The sequence below is a fragment of the Terriglobus roseus genome (genome assembly GCF_900105625.1).
GTDB lineage: Bacteria > Acidobacteriota > Terriglobia > Terriglobales > Acidobacteriaceae > Terriglobus > Terriglobus roseus_B.
Genome location: NZ_FNSD01000001.1, coordinates 4,338,286 through 4,356,012, shown reverse-complemented (window position 1 = coordinate 4,356,012; position 17,727 = coordinate 4,338,286). Strand labels below are relative to the sequence as shown.

14 protein-coding genes are annotated in these 17,727 nt (G+C 59.9%); 11 read left to right on the top strand and 3 right to left on the bottom strand.

Going from position 1 to position 17,727, the window contains the following annotated elements; genetic code table 11:
• Nucleotides 1-13 precede the first annotated feature (13 nt).
• From argJ to BLW03_RS18055, 5 genes are all read left to right on the top strand, one after another.
• Nucleotides 14-1,237, top strand: coding sequence for a bifunctional glutamate N-acetyltransferase/amino-acid acetyltransferase ArgJ (gene argJ / locus BLW03_RS18075; RefSeq protein WP_074655397.1), 1,224 nt, complete (start codon nt 14-16; stop codon nt 1,235-1,237).
• A gap of 21 nt (nt 1,238-1,258) precedes the next feature.
• Nucleotides 1,259-1,771, top strand: a complete 513-nt coding sequence (locus BLW03_RS18070) for an SRPBCC family protein (RefSeq protein WP_074655396.1) — start codon at nt 1,259-1,261, stop codon at nt 1,769-1,771.
• Nucleotides 1,772-1,879: 108 nt separating this feature from the next.
• Nucleotides 1,880-4,555, top strand: coding sequence for a pyruvate dehydrogenase (acetyl-transferring), homodimeric type (gene aceE, locus BLW03_RS18065; protein ID WP_074655395.1), 2,676 nt, complete (start codon nt 1,880-1,882; stop codon nt 4,553-4,555).
• A gap of 136 nt (nt 4,556-4,691) precedes the next feature.
• Nucleotides 4,692-5,402, top strand: a complete 711-nt coding sequence (locus BLW03_RS18060; protein WP_074655394.1) for a thiamine pyrophosphate-dependent enzyme — start codon at nt 4,692-4,694, stop codon at nt 5,400-5,402.
• Nucleotides 5,403-5,441: 39 nt separating this feature from the next.
• The gene (locus BLW03_RS18055) at nt 5,442-7,349 is read left to right on the top strand and encodes a capsule assembly Wzi family protein (RefSeq protein WP_244502150.1); all 1,908 of its coding nucleotides are present in this window, start codon (nt 5,442-5,444) and stop codon (nt 7,347-7,349) included.
• A 67-nt stretch (nt 7,350-7,416) separates the two neighbouring features.
• Here BLW03_RS18055 and BLW03_RS18050 read toward each other — a convergent pair whose 3' ends face one another.
• Nucleotides 7,417-8,373, bottom strand: a complete 957-nt coding sequence (locus tag BLW03_RS18050) for a UDP-glucuronic acid decarboxylase family protein (RefSeq protein WP_074655393.1) — start codon at nt 8,371-8,373, stop codon at nt 7,417-7,419.
• Between the two features lie 48 nt (nt 8,374-8,421).
• A complete protein-coding gene (locus BLW03_RS18045; RefSeq protein WP_074655392.1) occupies nt 8,422-9,822 on the bottom strand; it encodes a UDP-glucose dehydrogenase family protein in 1,401 nt (466 codons plus the stop codon).
• A 132-nt stretch (nt 9,823-9,954) separates the two neighbouring features.
• Here BLW03_RS18045 and BLW03_RS18040 point away from each other — a divergent pair, with 132 nt between their 5' ends.
• From BLW03_RS18040 to BLW03_RS18015, 6 genes are all read left to right on the top strand, one after another.
• Nucleotides 9,955-12,264: a GumC family protein gene (locus BLW03_RS18040; protein ID WP_083350630.1), complete on the top strand. Its 2,310-nt coding sequence runs from the start codon at nt 9,955-9,957 to the stop codon at nt 12,262-12,264.
• Nucleotides 12,261-13,259, top strand: coding sequence for a polysaccharide biosynthesis/export family protein (locus BLW03_RS18035; protein ID WP_083350629.1), 999 nt, complete (start codon nt 12,261-12,263; stop codon nt 13,257-13,259). The genes BLW03_RS18040 and BLW03_RS18035 overlap by 4 nt, the downstream gene beginning before the upstream one ends.
• A gap of 126 nt (nt 13,260-13,385) precedes the next feature.
• Complete coding sequence (locus BLW03_RS18030) at nt 13,386-14,552, top strand: glycosyltransferase family 4 protein (RefSeq protein WP_244502149.1); 1,167 nt, start codon at nt 13,386-13,388, stop codon at nt 14,550-14,552.
• A 6-nt stretch (nt 14,553-14,558) separates the two neighbouring features.
• Nucleotides 14,559-15,722: a glycosyltransferase gene (locus BLW03_RS18025; protein WP_074655389.1), complete on the top strand. Its 1,164-nt coding sequence runs from the start codon at nt 14,559-14,561 to the stop codon at nt 15,720-15,722.
• Nucleotides 15,722-16,354 carry an LbetaH domain-containing protein gene (locus tag BLW03_RS18020; protein WP_074655388.1) on the top strand — a complete coding sequence of 211 codons (633 nt, stop codon included), beginning with the start codon at nt 15,722-15,724 and terminating at the stop codon, nt 16,352-16,354. The genes BLW03_RS18025 and BLW03_RS18020 overlap by 1 nt, the downstream gene beginning before the upstream one ends.
• Nucleotides 16,351-17,178, top strand: coding sequence for a glycosyltransferase family 2 protein (locus BLW03_RS18015; RefSeq protein WP_074655387.1), 828 nt, complete (start codon nt 16,351-16,353; stop codon nt 17,176-17,178). The genes BLW03_RS18020 and BLW03_RS18015 overlap by 4 nt, the downstream gene beginning before the upstream one ends.
• A gap of 70 nt (nt 17,179-17,248) precedes the next feature.
• Here the strand turns inward: BLW03_RS18015 and BLW03_RS18010 are convergent, their stop codons facing one another.
• Nucleotides 17,249-17,620, bottom strand: coding sequence for a response regulator (locus tag BLW03_RS18010; protein ID WP_074655386.1), 372 nt, complete (start codon nt 17,618-17,620; stop codon nt 17,249-17,251).
• Between the last annotated feature and the right edge of the window lie 107 nt (nt 17,621-17,727).

The window sequence follows — 17,727 nt, the reverse complement described above, 5'->3', positions numbered from 1 at the left end:
GAAGGAAACGCAGTTGCCATCGATACGTAAGGAATTGCCCCGCGGATTTCGCTGGGCTGCTGTTAAGGCCGGCATCAAGGCCAGCGGTCGCACCGATGTGGCCGTCGCGGTAGCTGACCGCACCGCATCCGCCGCCGTCATGTTCACGAAGAACCAGGTCGTCGCTGCGCCGGTTACCATCGGCCGACGGAACATAGCCGCGACGCAGGGTCAAGTACGCGCGCTGGTCATCAACGCGGGCAATGCGAACTGCGCGACGGGCCCCCTGGGCCTGCAAGTCGCAGAGCAGACATGTGCTACCGCGGGCGAAATCTTCGGCTGCCCCGCGACCGAGGTGTTCCCTTCGTCCACCGGCATCATCGGTGTTCCGCTGCCCGTCGAGAAGCTGATTGCGGCGCTGCCGAATGCGCACGCACGGCTCGCAAGCAATCAGGCTGCGGCTGAGGCCTTCGCCACTGCCATCATGACCACCGACACGAAGATGAAGGTGTCGCAGGCGACACTGGAGGACGCCGAGAGCTCCGTCCGCATCTTCGGTTGCTGCAAGGGTGCCGGCATGATCGGACCTCAGCTTGGACCGCCTCACGCCACCATGCTGGTCTACCTGTTCACAGACCTGCAGATCGATCCGTCGGATCTCCGCGGCCTGCTCGAACCAGCGGTAGAGGCCAGCTTCAACTCCATCTCGGTTGACGGCGATACGTCCACTAACGACACCGTACTGATCCTTGCCAGTGGTGCCAGCGGCGTGAAGTGGACCAGTGTGCAGCGCAGCTTCCAGGACGAGTTCTGCGCAGAGCTTCAACGGGTCTGCGATGACCTGGCGCACGCCATCATCGACGACGGCGAAGGCGTCACGCATGTCGTGACACTCGATGTCTCTGGCCTGCCGGATGACGCGTCGGCTAAGACCATCGCGAAGTCCATCGCCCATTCGCCACTCTGCAAGACGGCCTGGTCCAGCGCCGATCCCAACTGGGGGCGCATCCTGTGTGCAGCCGGCTATGCGGGTGTTCCGTTTGACGCAGCAGATGTCACCATCACCATCGGCGGCGTCCGCATCTTCGATCATGGCATGCGCGCTGACGGCTATGACGAGGCGGCAGTCCACGAGAAGATGCAGCAGCGTGAGTACACCATTGCTGTCAACTTTGGTTCGGGCCCAGGCCACTCAAAGTTCCTGACCTGCGATCTTACGGTGGAATACGTTCATATCAACGCGGACTATTCGACCTAAGGAAACGCGGAGGGACTCTGGATGCGGCGGTTGCTGACCATCGTTGCAGTGCTGGTCATGCTGGTTGCTGCAGCGTGGGGCATTGGCTACATGCAGCCGCTGGACCATACGGCTGAGTACACCGCCGACCTGTCTGCAAGCCAGAAGGCCGTGTGGGAGCGCATCGCGAACGTGGAGGAGCAACCCACATGGCGCAAGGGTCTGACCGTTGCCCCTGCGCCGCCGCAGAATGGCCACCCATGCTGGCAGGAGACTGAAGGTAAGCTGCCGGTGCTGATGTGTGTGGAGGCGAGCACGCCTCCACGTCTCCGCGAGGTGGCACTCACCAGCCCGGGCTACCTGCGTGGCATCTGGATCTACCAGCTTGAGGCCGTTTCTCCTACGGTGACCCGAGTCCACATGACCGAGACCGTAATTATCGACCGCCCGTCCTGGCGCTTCCTGATGCTGCTGTTCGGTCCGAACTTTCTGTCCCGACAAGTAGTGAAACAGCTGGCGGCGTCGTTCGGAGGTAAGCCGGTCGCTGTGCGATAAGCGACCCGCGCTTATACCGGATACGGTTCCCACTTATAATTGTCAGGTAAGAAAAGCCGCTTTTTGAGACGATTCAGGTCATCAAAAAGACGTCGAAGCTGGAGCAATATGGCGACCAATGTAGCTGTGCCCCCGGTAAGCGATCTGCAGCAGGAGATTGCGGAGTGGATTGAAGCGTTTGACGAGATGATTGTCGCCGAGGGCCCACAACAGGGCGCGGAGCTGATGACCGCACTGCGTCAGCGCGCGCGCGAGGCCGGTGTTCACGCCGAAAACGAGCTGGCGACGCCTTACCGCAACACCATCCCCAAGCATGACGAAGTGCCCTACCCCGGCGACCGCGACATGGAGAAGCGCATCGAGGCGCTGATCCGCTGGAACGCCATGGCGATGGTGCACGGCCAGAACAAAAAGGACGCCGGTATCGGCGGCCACATCTCTACTTACTCTTCGCTCGCGACGCTGCTGGAAGTGGGCTTCAACCACTTCTTCCATGGCAGCTATGGCGATCAGCCCGGCGACTTCGTTTACTTCCAGGGCCACGCATCGCCCGGCGTCTACGGCCGCGCCTTCCTGGAAGGCCGTCTGTCCGAAGAGCACCTTCTTAACTTCCGCCACGAACTGCGCGACCACGCTGGCCTGTCCAGCTATCCGCACCCCTGGCTCATGCAGGATTTCTGGCAGTTCCCCACGGTCTCCATGGGCATCGGCCCGCTGAACGCCATCTATCAGGCGCGTTTCATGAAGTATCTGGAGAACCGCAGCCTCATCGCGAAGACCGACCGCAAGGTTTGGGCCTTTGTCGGCGACGGCGAGTCGGACGAGGTCGACACACTCGGCGCGATCACGCTGGGCGCACGTGAGAACCTGGATAACCTGATCTTTGTCGTCAACTGCAATCTGCAGCGCCTGGACGGGCCGGTGCGCGGCAACAAGCGCATTATCGATGAGCTGGAAGGCCACTTCCGCGGCTGCGGCTGGAATGTCATCAAGGTCGTCTGGGGTTCAGATTGGGACGCGCTCTTCGAGCAGGATCACACCGGCCTGCTGCTGAAGCGCATGGAAGAGTGCGTCGACGGCGACTTCCAGGCGTACAAGGCCAAGGGCGGCGCGTATCTCCGCCAGCACTTCTTTGGTAAGTACCCTGAGCTTCTGACGTTGGTCAAGGACTACACCGATGAGCAGCTCGGCCGTCTGCACCGCGGCGGACACGACCCCCTGAAGGTCTACAACGCCTACAAGAAGGCCGTGGAGCACAAGGGCGGACCGACCGTCATCCTTGCCAAGACAGTAAAGGGATACGGCTTCGCGACCACGGAAGGCCGTAACGCCGCGCACAACGAGAAGAAGCTGACGGATGAGGGCGTCGTCGCCTTCGTCAAGCGCTTCGACATTCCCGTCCCCGAAGAGCAGGCTGCTGCAGGTAAACCCTGGAAGCCGGCGGACGATGCACCCGAACTGAAGTACATGCAGGAGCACCGCGCCAACCTGGGTGGCTACATCCCCAGGCGCGAGGTCAAGCCCTTTGAGTTTGCCGCACCCTCAATGGACTTCTTCAAGGAGTGGCTCGGTGGATCGAAGGGCCGCGCCGTCTCGACGACGATGGTCTTCGTTGCGATCCTTCGAGCACTGATGAAGGACAAGGCGATTGGCAAGCTGATCGTGCCGATCGTTCCCGACGAGGGCCGTACCTTCGGCATGGAGTCCGCAGTCAAGCAGGTCGGCATCTACGCCAGCGAAGGCCAGAAATACATTCCGCATGACAGCGATGTTCTCCTCTCCTACCGCGAGGAGAAGGACGGCCAGATCCTGGAAGAAGGCATCACCGAAGCCGGATCGATGGCCAGCTTTACCGCCGCAGGGACTGCCTACGCGAACTACAATCTGCCATCGGTTCCCTTCTACATGTACTACTCGATGTTCGGCTTCCAGCGCATCGGTGACATGGCGTGGGCCTTCGCAGACTCGCGTGGCAAGGGCTTCCTGATGGGCGGCACCGCCGGCCGTACGACCATGCTGGGTGAGGGTCTGCAGCACCAGGACGGCCACTCGCACGTGTTGTCCAGCACCATCCCCACCTGCATCAGCTACGACCCCGCGTTCGCTTACGAACTCGCGGTTGTGCTTCAGGATGGACTGAAGCGCATGTACGCGGATGACGAGCAGATCTTCTACTACGTCACCATGTACAACGAGGATTACATCCACCCTGAGATGCCCGCAGGCGACAATGTTCGCGAAGGCATTCTGCGCGGCCTGTACAAGTTCAAGCCCGCAGCGAAGGGCGCTGCCACCGTGCAACTCTTCGGTTCGGGAACCATCCTGAACGAAGTGTTGAAGGCGCAGGAGATCCTGTCGACCAAGTACGGCGTCGAGGCAGATGTCTGGTCTGTTCCGAGCTACATCGAGGTGCGCCGCGACGCGCTCGACGTGGAGCGCTGGAACCGTCTGCACCCGGCGGAGAAGGAGAAGCAGCCTTACCTGCTGCAGGCACTGACCGGATCGAACGGGCCCATCATCGCTGCAAGCGATTACATGAAGGTCATGCCGGACTCGCTGGCGCCCTGGCTTGGTTCGCGCCTGGTCACACTGGGCACGGACGGCTTCGGTCGCAGCGACAACCGCGAACACCTGCGCCGTCACTTCGAAGTGGATGCGGCAGCCGTTGTCACGGCGACACTGTCGAAGCTGGTACGCGAGGGCAGCGTCAAGGCGAAGGTTGCTCAGAAAGCGTTTGCCGATCTGGGGATCGATACCGAAGGTAGTGATCCTTCGAAGAAGTAACTTCGGACGAGACAAGCGGGCGCTGACCTTGGTCGGCGCCCTTTGTTGTTGCAGCCTGTTCACTCAACCGGGTGCCTTCCGCGAATGATGCGATACTCTCCACACACCACTGCTTTCGATTCGAGGATGAACCACTTTGGGTAAGCCGCTGATCAGCGACGCTGCCATGCGCAGCATGTACGCCACCATGCAACAGTTGCGGATGACGAAGCGCGACAGGACCGCAACGGAAGGCCTTTCCCGGGCAGATCGTGCCGAGATGACTGCCCAGCCCGAGGCTCTTCACGCTGCCCTGCTTTCGCAGATGCATCGTCGCGACACGCTGCTGACCGAGGGTGTGGACCCTCTCGCGAGGGCGGCGATCGCGTCCTACTTTCCCATTGAAGTGTCGTCGCTGCATGCGGTCGTCTGCCCCGGCAGTGGCGAGGAGTGCGCGGCCGTTGCAGCCGGTATGGCGTTGAAACATGCTGAAACGGCACGCGCTACAGGACCACGCGCCGTAACGGTCGCTCTTCTGCGCGCTTACCCTGCTCTTGACGGAGTGCTGTCCCTGATCGAGCAGAATGACCTGCCGCTGATTGTGGTGGTACGCTCCGAGCCGCTGTCCCGTGCCGATGCGCAGCGCCGTACGCTGGGCACGAAGGTACCGATCCTGCCGGTCGATGACGCCGACGCCGTTGCTGTTTGCCGCGTGGTGCAGGAATCGATCTTGCGCGCCCGCAATGGCTGGGGCGGAGCCGTCATCCATGCAACCCGGCTGCTCGGAGCCCCCGACGCGCTGGAGGGCATGGAGCACCGACTAAAGGTTCGTGGACTGATGCCACTAGACGGAAGCTCTGTCGCATAGATTCGACGCACAAGTGCCCGGGACGGGTAGACTTACCGTGTGTCCGATCTGACCTCCTACCCTACGCGGCTCCTGCGGTCGCGGCTCGCCTGCTGTCGCACACTGAAGGCAGCGGCAAGCACCGCTGGACTGACCATCGCGCTTAGCGGCGCAACCATCGTTGCACAGACTGCAGTTGCACAGACTGCGCCGGAACCTGCTCCCGCGCCGACCGCAGCGTCGCAGCCCTTTGTTGCACCCGTTTCGACCACACCTGCTCTCCCGGAACGGACTGGTTACACCGACGATGGCCGACCAGTGCCCACGGGCGAATGGCTCAGTTCCCCCTACATTCCAATGGATAGCTGGATGTATCCGGCGCTGCTGCGGCTTTATTCCATGGGCTATCTCGATACGGCTTATCTTTCACTGCGCCCGTGGACGCGCCGCAGCGTTTTACATATGTTGGATCTTTCAGAGAGCGATATCCGCTTCGACGGGAACGACCAGGCAGAGGAGTTGCTGGACAAGCTTTACTACGAACTGCGCGACGAGCCTTCGTCCAACACCCTGCCCCTGAAGAAGCGCGGCTTGGTCTACGGCCTGAGCTCTGCTTACGCGGGCGCGCGCATGGTGGGCGGAACGGTTCTGCGCGACAGCTATCACCTGGGACAGACCTTCAACAATGACTATGGCCGCCCCTATTCCAGCGGCTTCAATAGCTATGACGGCTTCTCGGCAACGGGAGAGCTTGGGCCGTTCTCGCTGTACTTTCGCGGCGAAGTGCAACATGCCCCCACGTACGAGGGCTACAGCCTTGCGCTGTCGCAGCAGTTGGTAGCAGCGAGCGACGGCATCAACTACGGATCAACCAACAACCTGTTCGGTGGCACGAACCGGCCGGAACCGACGATCCCCGAGGGGCCAGTGGCCGCAGCCAATCGTTTCCGCGTTCTGGAGGCTACGGCGTCGGCACACGTCCTGGGTCATGAGATCTCCTTCGGAAAATCGGACGCGTGGCTTGGGCCCGGCCTCGGGGGCGCCATGGCATGGTCGAACAATGCCGAGAACATGTACGCCTTCCGCTTCAACCGCGTCGAGCCACTTCACATTCCTCTGCTGAGCCGCCTGATTGGCGATGTCCGATACGACTTCATGATCGGCAGCCTGCAGGGACACACCTATCCGCGGCACCCCTACGCGCATAGTGAGAAGTTCGACTTTGCCCCAACGAAGAACTTCCAGGTGGGCTTTCAGCGAACGATCATCTTCGGCGGGCAAGGCCACGCGCCCATCACGCTGCACTCATTCTTAAAGGGCTTCTTCTCTACCCAGAACACGACGACGGCGGAAAAGTATTCACGAGACGATCCCGGCGCCCGCTATAGTTCGGTCACCTTCTCCTACCGTCTGCCGTTCCTGCGCAACATCGCAACACTGTATGCGGATTCGGTTACGCATGACGACGTCTTCCCCATCTCAGCACCACGCCGGGCGGCATGGCGGCCGGGCGTCTACATCACGCACCTGCCCTTCCTGCCGAAGGTCGACTTCCGTGTTGAAGGGACCTATACGGATTACGTCACCACACGCAGCATGTTCGGCCAGGGCGTCTATTACGAGGACATTCAGCGTCAGGGTTACACCAATAATGGCAACATCATGGGGGATTGGATCGGACGCGAAGCCAAGGGTGGTCAGGCCTGGATTACCTATCATCTCTCCGGCAACGAGACCATCACGGCTCAATACCTGCGCAAGAAGAACGCGAAAGACTTCGTCGCCGGTGGGACAACACAGGATATCTATCGCGTGGACGTGATTAAGCGATTGAAGCGCGATGTGGAACTAAATGCGTGGTTCCAGGAGGAGCGCTGGAAGGCTCCTGTGTGGAAGGCTGGCCCGCAGAGCAGCACGACGGGCGCATTTCAGGTGACGTGGTATCCGAAGATGAGGTCCGGGTTCTAACGATCCCTTGCAACAAGAAAAAGCGCCATCGCGACTGTCGCGATGGCGCTTCGGTGTCTGCATCCATCTACTTTGCGGCGGAAGCCTGCGCAATGCGCTGCTTGAAGTAGTCCATGGACATCTCCAGGCCCTCGCGCAGGTTCACTGTGGGCTCCCAGCCCAGGATCGCGCGGGCCTTCGTGATGTCCGGTTTGCGCTGCTTGGGATCATCTGTCGGCATGGGACGGTAGACGATCTTGCTGGAGGAACCGGTCACCTCGAGCACGGTCTTCGCGCACTCAAGGATGGTCCACTCTTCCGGATTGCCGATGTTTGTCGGCAAAGGTTCCCCCGACTTTGCCAGTGCGAGGATGCCACGCACAAGATCAGACTGGAAGCAGAACGAACGTGTCTGAGCACCGTCGCCGTAGACAGTAAGGTCTTCGCCGGCGAGAGCCTGCATCATCAAGTTGCTGATCACGCGGCCATCGTTGGGCTGCAGACGCGGGCCGTAGGTGTTGAAGATGCGCACCATGCTGGTCTGAACGCCGTAGTAGCGCTGGTAGGCCATGATGGTGGCTTCGGAGAAGCGCTTGGCCTCGTCGTAGACAGAACGTGGCCCGATGGGATTGACGTTGCCCCAGTAGGTTTCCTTCTGCGGATGCTGCTCGGGATCTCCATAGCACTCTGAAGTGGAGGCATGCAGGAAGCCAGCCTTGTACTTCCGGGCCACCTCCAGCGCATTGACCGTGCCGTCAGAGCCGACGCGCAGCGTCTCAGGTCCAAGCTTCATGTAGTCGACGGGGCTGGCCGGCGAAGCAAAGTTGAGGACGAAATCAACTTCGCCAAAATCAAACGGCTGGCAGATGTCATGCTGCTCAAAGCTGAACTTCGCATTGCCGTTCAGATGCTTAAGGTTGTCGAGCGAGCCCGTGCAAAGATTATCGACACCGATAACCTCTGCTCCTTCCGCAAGAACTGCATCCGTAAGGTGCGAGCCGAGAAAACCCGCCGCCCCCGTAATTAACACACGTTTCCAAGCCATCGGGCTTTCCTCACTTATCGTATTTCTGCGTTGCGGACGTCGAGAACTCTACTTAACTTCCCCTCGAACGGGGTGCGCAGCGGGACGTCCAACGCTGTAGTAAGTGATGCCTGCTGCAGCAACCGTGGATGGCTCAAACATATTGCGGCCGTCAACGATGATGGGATAACGCAGACCGGTGCGCAATTTATCCAGGTCGAGCTTGGCAAATTCCGCCCAGTCGGTAAGGATTAGCAACGCATCGGCGTCTTCAGCGGCAGCGTAGGCATCGGCAGCGTAAGAGACCTTGTCCGACTCAGGGACAACCGCCTTGGTGCGTTCGATAGCAGCAGGATCAAAGGCTCGCACCGAGCATCCCTCGGCTACCAGCATCTTCATCATCTCAATGGCGGGGCTGTCGCGGATGTCGTCCGTGTCGCCCTTGAAGGCAAGGCCCAGGATGCCGAGTTTCTTGCCGCGCAAGGTCCACAGAGCCGCGCGCACCTTCGCGAGAAAGCGCTTCTTCTGCGTTGCATTGATGCGTTCCACTTCCGACAGCAGCGAGAAGTCGACACCCATCTGCTCTGCGACAGACCGAAAGGCAGCGACGTCCTTCGGGAAGCACGAACCGCCGTAACCGATACCGGGGCGAAGGAAGCGCGGTCCGATGCGGCTATCGAGCCCCATGCCCTGCGCCACCTGCTGCACGTTCGCGTCAGTGGCCTCGCACAGATTGCTGACCGCGTTGATGAACGAAATCTTGAGCGCCAGGAAGGCATTGGACGCGTGCTTAATGATCTCAGCACTCTTCGTGGAAGTGAGAAGAAGTGGCGGGGGCGCATCTGCGCTGAACGGTCCGGGAATGATGTCCGGCTTCGTGTAGTAGCTGCCATCCGTCAGCGGCGAATAGATGTCCTGCAGTATCTGCGCGGCGCGCTCACTGTCGGCACCGACCACGATACGGTCGGGATGCAGGAAGTCGCCGACCGCCGAGCCCTCACGCAGGAATTCAGGATTTGACACTACATCGAACATCTTGCGATCGACGCCGTTGCGTTCCACGGACCGGCGGATCCACTCGTTCGTGTAGACGGGAACAGTGCTCTTCTCAACAATGACCTTGTAGCTGGTAAGGTGGCGAGCAATCTCGCATGCGACAGCTTCGACGTAAGACAGATCGGCGTCGCCGGTCTCAGACTGAGGCGTACCGACAGCAATGAAGATGGCAGCAGCCTTTTCCGCAGCCGATCCAAGGTCCGTGGTGAAGGTCACCTTCGTGTTGCGGTAGCGATTCAGAAGCTCGGGCAGATGCTCTTCGTGGATGAGCGTGTCACCACCCTGCAATGCCGCCACCTTACGTGGATCGTTGTCGACGCAGGTCACCTGGTGCCCCATCTCTGCAAAACAAACCGCTGCTACCAAGCCAACGTAGCCGGAACCCACCACCGCGATATTCACGCACTTACCCATAGAAACCAGACTACCTCAGAGCCCCCAGGGAGGTGCAACCGAAAGCGTCAAGATGCATGGACCTTCGTGCACGTGGTAATCCGATTGACATGTAGAGGTTACGGAAGAAACGTCGGGTATGATCGGTTCCAGATGCCTCCAGTTATGAACCAGCCGGTTACCCATGATCCGGCCAACCCTGCCGGGTTCACGTCCACTGCTGCCGACAGTGCGCTGTCGGAGGCGCTTGCCGTCATTCGCAAACGCCGGTGGATCCTGATCGCATGCGCCATTGTGGGGATTCTTTACGGCTACTACCTCGCCTCAACGCAGCCGATCATCTTTACGGCAACTGGTCGCATCCAGGTCCACGAGGCAAACAGTACAGCGACGCAGATGATGGGGAGTTCCTTGAGCCAGGAGACCAACCTGGAGAATGAACTGGGAATCATCATGAGCGATTCCCTGCTGCTGAATGTTGCGCGGAATATGAACCTGGTGAACAACCCGGACTTCATGGGCGGCAAAGCGGCACGGTTTCGGGACATCAATGACCCGGTGGTGCGTACGGAAGTTCTTCGGAGGCTGGGTGGCGCTGTCGTCGCTACCGTGATTCCGCGCACCGCGATGGTCCGCATCACCTGCACCGCAAGCAAGCCGCAACTCGCAGCGGACATCGTCAACCAGGTCATCAACGCGTATCAGCAGCGTTCTTTTGAAACACGATTTGAATCGACGAAGCGCATTTCACAGTGGCTGTCTGGCCAGCTGGACGACCTCCGGCAGCAGGTCGAAACATCCCAGGAACAGTTGATCGATCTACAGAAGCGGTTGGGAGTGCTCGGCCTCGGCTTTGACGCGACCAAGCCGCCGACGACGCAACTGGCCGTTTCGGTCGACGCGCTCAGCACCGCCTCGGTCGGTGCGAAGGTGCAGCGCATCCTGGCGGAATCGCGCTACCGGGTGCTCGCAAACAGCGACCCTGACCTGCTGGAAAGCAACCTCGATGTCGCCGGAGGACAGTCGGAACTGTCCAAGCTCCGTTCGGATGCGGCAGAGACACAGGCGAGCATCGCGGAGTTGAGTATCACCCTGGGCCCGAAGAACCCGAAGATTGTCGCGCTACAGGCGCACCAGCGTGAGATCCAGAGAGAGTTACGCTCCGAAGAGAATCGCCTGCTGACCGAAGCCAAGCAGGCCCTGGTGGCTGCAAAGGCTAACGAAGATCAGACGAGCTCCGCTTTGGAGGAGCAGAAGCAGGAATCCTACCGCCTGCGCGATGACCTGGTGGAATACACGCTGCGGCAGAGGGACTACGAAGCGAACCGCACCCTCTACGAGAGCCTGCTCTCCAAGCTGCGCGCTGCAAGCGTTCAGGCTGGCCTGGATTCACTTGAGATCGATATTGTCGATCAGGCGTTGAAGCCCGCTGCTCCTTCCATTACGCCTCGCTCTACCATCCTTCTGCGGACGCTCCTCATCAGCCTGGTTGCGGGCCTGATGATCGCCTTCACGATGGAGAGCCTGGACACCGGTATTCGCAGCGTCGCCGAGGTGGAACAGATCACCCAACTGCCCTCACTCTCGGTGATCCCGCGGGTGCGACGCCTGAGTTCCGATACCGGGACGATGTCAGTGGCTCAGAACAATATCGGTGTTCTTGCCACTTCGAAATCTCAGTTCTCTGAGGCGTTCCGATCGCTTCGAACCTCACTTCTGTTGGCTACGACCGGTCATCCGCCGAAGGTCATTCTTATCTCAAGCTCCACGCCAGGTGAGGGCAAGACAACCGTTGCCACGAACCTGGCGGCGATCCTGGCTCAGCGCGACACAAAGGTCATCCTGATCGACGGCGATCTCCGCCGGCCCAATGTGCACCACCGATTCGGTTTGAACGGACGTGTGGGCTTGTCGACGGTGCTGTCCGGCGGCAGCACGTTGGAAGACGCGGTGAAGAATGTGCCGGAGGTTCCAAACCTCGACGTGCTCTGCAGCGGTCCGGTACCGCCCTTCCCCACGGAGATGCTGTCTTCTGAGGCGATGCACGATCTGCTGCTGTACTGCTGTTCCATCTACACGCACATTGTGATCGATACGCCGCCGATTTTGTCTGTGACCGATGGCGTGATCCTCGCCCGGCAGGCCGATGCGATCGTGCTTGTGGTGCGTCATGGCAAGAGCAGTCGGAACGCGGTGCGCCGATCACGCGATCTGCTGGTGCGCTCCGGTGCAAACATCACGGGGGTGCTTCTTAATTCTGTCGATATCAACGCACCGGAATACCACGGATACTACGGCTATTCCGGTTATAGCTACTCCAACATCGACTCTGAGTCATGGGAAGCGGGCTCGAATGCCACGCCCGGCGGCGGTCAAGGTAAGGCTCGCGATGGCGGCAATCGTTCCTCTGGTCCCGGTGAACCATCCGGGGCGGAAGGTCACGACGGAGAGGACAGAGCATGAGTTTGACCCGAGTTCTCCGTTTGCTTAAAGCAGCAATACTGGCGGCTTTGTGCCTGGCAATCTGCACTGCGTTTTGCCTGCCGGCAGCCGCGCAATACACCGGTACTGTGCCCACGTCCGCGCCCGGACTCAATGTTCATCTGCCTATCACGACCGATCCCGCAGTCCTGTTTCCACCGCAGCGTGAACTGACGCTGATGCCGGGTGATCTGCTGAAGATCAGCGTCTACGGCGTCGACCCGGAGTACACCGACAGTGAACGTGTCGACCTGGATGGCAGTATTCGCATGAATCTTGGGGGCGTCATCCACGTCGCTGGCCTGTCCGTGAAGGATGCTGAGGCAGCGATGTCGGAGCGATTCGAAAAGGCTGAGATCTTTCACAGCGCTCAGGTTTCCATCGAACTGACGGAAGCGCCGCAGCACTTCGCAACGGTCGTGGGCGAAGTCAAGGGGACCGTCCCGGTTCTGGGTCCCAAGCGCCTGCTGGAAATTGTGGCAGCGAACGGTGGTATTCCTGCGACGGCAAGCACAATCCTCCGGATTGATCGCGTCGGCCAGGCAGAGCCCATCATCGTAGACATCGGCAACGACCCCGCACGAACCATGCAGGCAAACATTCCCATCTTCACCGGTGATGTCATCACGGTGGGTCGAGTTGGGCAGTACTACGTACTGGGTGCGGTCGTGAAGCCGGGTGTGGGACAACTTAGCGGCTCCGTGCCTGTTACAGCCGTGGAAGCGGTAAGCGCCGCTGGTGGTATGACCTTCCCGGCAAAGGGTGATGAGGCTCGATTGATCCGCAACGTGGGTGGGCAACGAACCATCATCAATCTACAGCTTCGGCAGATCCAGGACGGCAAGATTGCCGATGTGGTCCTGCAATCCGATGACATTCTGCTTGTGCCATCGAGCGGTCTGAAAAAGTTCCTTGCAACACAGTCCTCGGGCACCGTGATCGCGCTGGTTGTTGCAATGGCCACGATCCTGCGTTAATCGCTCAGAAACGCTGCTCAGGAAAAAATCGCAACGCTTCAAGATTGCACGTGAGGATACATGGAAGGCGCGCACCGAAGAATACGGCTGGCTTACGTCGTGAGCCATCCCATTCAATATCAGGCGATGCTGCTCCGCCGCATCGCGGCTGATCCTGACATTGATTTGAAGGTGTTCTTTTGTTCCGACTTGTCCCTCCGGAAGTACAAGGATCCCGGCTTTGGCGTCGATGTTGAGTGGGATGTCCCCCTGACCGAGGGATATCGTTCGGTGGTGCTGTCTCGCTGGCGCGATACGGATAAGCTCAGTCCCACGCGGCCCATCTCACGCGGGATGTTCCGTGCTCTGGCCGGCGGTATCGATAGCATGCCATTCGACGCGATGTGGGTTCATGGCTACTCCACGGTGAATAGTCTGCATGCGATCTTTTCGGCAAACGCACTCGGTATCCCTGTGCTGTTGCGCGCTGAATCGTGGCTTGCAGACCGCGATCGCTCCAGCACAAAGCTTGCCCTCAAGCAGCTTTACCTGAGCGGTCTGAAGTTGCTTGTGGACGCTGTTCTGCCCATCGGAACGCGAAACGCCGAATACTGGACGAGTTACTTCGGCTCAGACTTTCCCGCTTTCACCATGCCGTACGCTGTCGATAACGAATACTTTGCCAGTCGCGCAGCATCTTCCACTCTCACCCGCCAGAAATTACAGGCAGAGCTAAGCCTCGATCCGTCGCGCCCCGTCATCCTGTTCGCCAGTAAGCTTCAGGAGCGAAAGCATGCGGACCATCTGCTGGAGGCCTACCTGCGCCTTCGCTCCGAGACGACGCTTACTCCCTACCTGCTTATCGTGGGCGATGGTGAGATGCGCGCGCAACTGCAACAGCGCGCCGAGGCAAGCGGCATGGAAGGCATTCGCTTTCTGGGCTTCCGGAACCAGAGCGAACTGCCGCGCTTCTTCGACCTGAGCACGGTCTTCGTCTTACCGTCCCGGCACGAAGCATGGGGCTTGATCACGAATGAGGCTATGGCTACCGGCCTGCCGGTGATCGTGTCCAGTGATGTGGGCTGCGCTGCGGACCTTTTGCGGGATGGAGAGAATGGCTACGTGTACCCAGTGGGCGATATCGCAAAGCTCCGGGATGCGCTCGCGGCGACCCTTGAACCAGGCAAAAGTGAAAGGATGGGCCAGCGAAGCCGTGACATCCTGTCGCGTTGGAGCTACCGCGAGGATTTGCGTGGACTGAAGGAAGCTCTTCGGTATGTCACCAAGTTGCCCATACAAGGAGCAGCTAAATAGGCCAGTATGCGAATTCTTCATATCATTTCAACGCTGAATCCAGCTGCAGGCGGCCCCATTGAGGGTGTGCGGACCCTGTTCAGCTACGCCGATGAAGGATACATCGGCGAAGCCGTGACGTCAGACCCGCCCGACGCACCGTATCTCCAAAACCTTCCCTATCCGGTACACGCTCTCGGACCCGTCCGCGCCACCTTTGCCTATAACAAGCGACTGCTGCCCTGGCTGCGCGATAACATCCATCGCTTTGACGGCGTCATCGTCAATGGCCTTTGGCAGTACAACGGTCTCGCAGCGATGCTGGCAGTGCGAGGCCGCAAGCCGTACATGGTCTTCTCGCACGGCATGCTGGACCCCTACTTCAAACGCCGCTACCGTCTGAAGCATTTGAAGAAGGTCCTCTATTGGTATCCGGTGGAGTACTGGGTGTTGCGTTCGGCTTATCGCGTGCTGTTTACGACGGACACCGAAGAACGGCTGGCACAGGAGAGCTTCGCATTCTGGAAGTGGCGACCTCAGGTGGTTCCCTACGGTATTCGTGCTCCGCAGACGGACCCCGCGAAGGACATCGCTACTTTTTTGGAGCTTGTGCCACAGGTCCGCGGCAAGCGCTTCCTCATCTACCTGAGCCGCGTCCACCCCAAGAAGGGTTGCGACCTGCTGCTGCAGGCGTTTGCGGATCTCTCAGCGACTGATCCTGATCTGCAACTGGTGATGGCCGGGCCGGACGAGACGGGGTGGGTGCCGGAACTGAACGCAATCGCAGAAAGGGCTGGCTGCGCCGACCGTGTGCACTGGCCAGGCATCCTGCGTGGCCCGGCGAAGTGGGGTGCATTCCGTGCAGCCGAGGCATTCATTCTTCCGTCGCATCAGGAAAATTTCGGTATCGCTGTGGCTGAGGCGCTTGCCGCCGGACTGCCTGTACTGCTGAGCGACAAAGTGAACATCGGCGACATGCTGGCGGACCAGGGCTGCACGCTGATTGAAGCGGACACGCTGGAAGGAACACGCCGGCTGCTGGAACGCTGGATTGCAATGGATCCCGGAGATCGTTTGAAGATGAGCGAGCAGGCGGCAGAGTGCTTCCGCTCGCGCTTTGACATGCTTGAGACTGCGCAGACGATCATGGCTCTCTTTCGGCAGGCGCATCTTGAAGGCAGGGGGCGCTGATGGCTCGCGAAGTGGCCTACGACGCGTCGCAGCACATTGCCGCTGACGGCATCGCGGACCCGTACCTGCGACCGGCTTTCTCACGCAAGAATCGACTCGTCCGCCTGCTGTGGCAATTGGTTTGGCTGACCCTCTACCGCACCTCGCCAAGGCCGCTGCACGCCTGGCGAGTCGCTCTTCTGCGTAGCTTCGGCGCAACCATGGGCCCCCACTGCCACTTCTATCCTGGATCGCGCATCTGGGCTCCGTGGAATCTCCGCTGCGCCGACCAAGTCACGGCGGCGGACGGTGTGGAGATCTACAACCCTGCGCCCATGCACTTCGGTTCGCACTCCATTCTGTCTCAGGGAGCTTACCTTTGTGGGGCCACGCACGATTACAACTCCGCAGCCTTTCCCTTACTCGCGTACGAGATGCGATTCGGCGCGTACTGCTGGATCTGCGCCCGCGCCTCGGTCGGGCCCGGCGTACAGGTGGGCGTAGGTGCCGTGCTCGGGCTCGGTTCGGTTGCGACGCGTTCGCTGGAGCCGTGGACCGTCTATGCGGGTAATCCGGCGGTAGCCCTGAGAGCACGTGTCAACACCAGCGGCATTCCCGTGATGGAAACAGTCCTTGAGGATTCCTTAACGTGATCTCCGTCGTGATCCTCACCAGAAACGAAAGTGCGGACATTGACGGCGCGATTCGCAGCGTGGCGTTCTCAGACGATGTGCACGTTTTCGATTCCCTAAGCACGGATGGCACGCAGGAGATGGCGCGCAGACTTGGCGCGACGGTGCACGAGCGAGTCTTTGACAACTACGCTGCACAGCGTAACGCCTCGTTGACACAGCCGGCCTTCCGGCATCCGTGGCTGCTGATCCTTGACGCTGACGAACGCCCAACGCCTGAACTCGTTGAGGAAATGCAACAAGCAGTTGCAAAGGCGCCCACGGACGTCGATGGGTTTCGCCTTCGCCGGCATGACTACCTTTGGGACACCTGGCTGAAGCACGCTCAGATTACGCCTTTTTACACGCGGCTGGTCAGGCGCGGACGAGCGCGCTACGTGCGCGAGATCAATGAGGTCCTTGAGGTTGATGGTCGCATCATCGAGCTAATCTGCCCCCTGAACCACTACCCGTTTTCAAAGGGCATTGCTCACTGGGTGGCAAAGCATAACGTGTATTCGACGATGGAGGCGCAGCTTCTGGCGAGTGGTGCCGCCACGGTTGACGCATCGCTGCGTATCGCTCTTTTCGCAAAGGACCGCGCGGTGAAGCGAGCAGCGCAAAAGGCACTCTTCTTCCAGCTGCCCATGCGGCCTTTGCTCAAGTGGTTTTACATGATGTTCATTCGCGGGGCGGTACTGGACGGATACGCAGGCTTCACGTATAGCACGCTGTCCAGCTTCTACGAGTACCTGATCGAACTAAAGCGAATCGAGCTCGTTCGCGGAGAACGTTCCACTTTGTAAAGGTGCACGCAATACTCCCACCCAAGTGATAAGGCCTCCCAGAGGAGGCCTTTTCACTTCATCGAAACATTTAGCTGCGAAGCTTTGCGAGCAGATCGGTTGGGTGAACGGGCTTGGCCAGGATCTCGAACTCGTGCCCCTGGGCGCGTGCCTTTTCCAGCAGGTCAGCCGTAGCGGCCTGGCCGCTGAACAGCAGGATCTTGCAGCTGGGCAGCTTGGCACGGACCTTGATGGCGGCCTCGATACCGGTCATGCCGGTCATGATTACGTCTGAGATCAGCATGTTCGGCTGAAACTCGTCCAGGCACTCAACGGCATTTTCGCCGGAGTAAACGGCCCTGGCTTCAAAGCCGGCCTGATTCAGGATGATCGCAAGCGTGTTCGCGATGACCTGTTCATCGTCGGCAACCAGAACGCGCGGTTTTGTGGAGGAAGTCGTCATGTCAGTCTCAGTTCTACTCGACCCTAAACCTCTTTGCAAGTTGTGGAAGTTGCTGTGACAGGAAGGGATGTTAGGCTCAGAGAGCACGATGGGCCTTCTGGCCTCTC

Excerpts from the sequence above, each read along its gene's own strand:
- BLW03_RS18070 (WP_074655396.1), top strand. The coding sequence starts at position 1,259 with ATGCGGCGGTTGCTGACCATCGTTGCAGTGCTGGTCATGCTGGTTGCT.
- aceE (WP_074655395.1), top strand. The coding sequence starts at position 1,880 with ATGGCGACCAATGTAGCTGTGCCCCCGGTAAGCGATCTGCAGCAGGAG.
- BLW03_RS18050 (WP_074655393.1), bottom strand. The coding sequence starts at position 8,373 with ATGGCTTGGAAACGTGTGTTAATTACGGGGGCGGCGGGTTTTCTCGGC.
- BLW03_RS18045 (WP_074655392.1), bottom strand. The coding sequence starts at position 9,822 with ATGGGTAAGTGCGTGAATATCGCGGTGGTGGGTTCCGGCTACGTTGGC.
- BLW03_RS18040 (WP_083350630.1), top strand. The coding sequence starts at position 9,955 with ATGCCTCCAGTTATGAACCAGCCGGTTACCCATGATCCGGCCAACCCT.
- BLW03_RS18035 (WP_083350629.1), top strand. The coding sequence starts at position 12,261 with ATGAGTTTGACCCGAGTTCTCCGTTTGCTTAAAGCAGCAATACTGGCG.
- BLW03_RS18030 (WP_244502149.1), top strand. The coding sequence starts at position 13,386 with ATGCTGCTCCGCCGCATCGCGGCTGATCCTGACATTGATTTGAAGGTG.
- BLW03_RS18025 (WP_074655389.1), top strand. The coding sequence starts at position 14,559 with ATGCGAATTCTTCATATCATTTCAACGCTGAATCCAGCTGCAGGCGGC.
- BLW03_RS18020 (WP_074655388.1), top strand. The coding sequence starts at position 15,722 with ATGGCTCGCGAAGTGGCCTACGACGCGTCGCAGCACATTGCCGCTGAC.
- BLW03_RS18010 (WP_074655386.1), bottom strand. The coding sequence starts at position 17,620 with ATGACGACTTCCTCCACAAAACCGCGCGTTCTGGTTGCCGACGATGAA.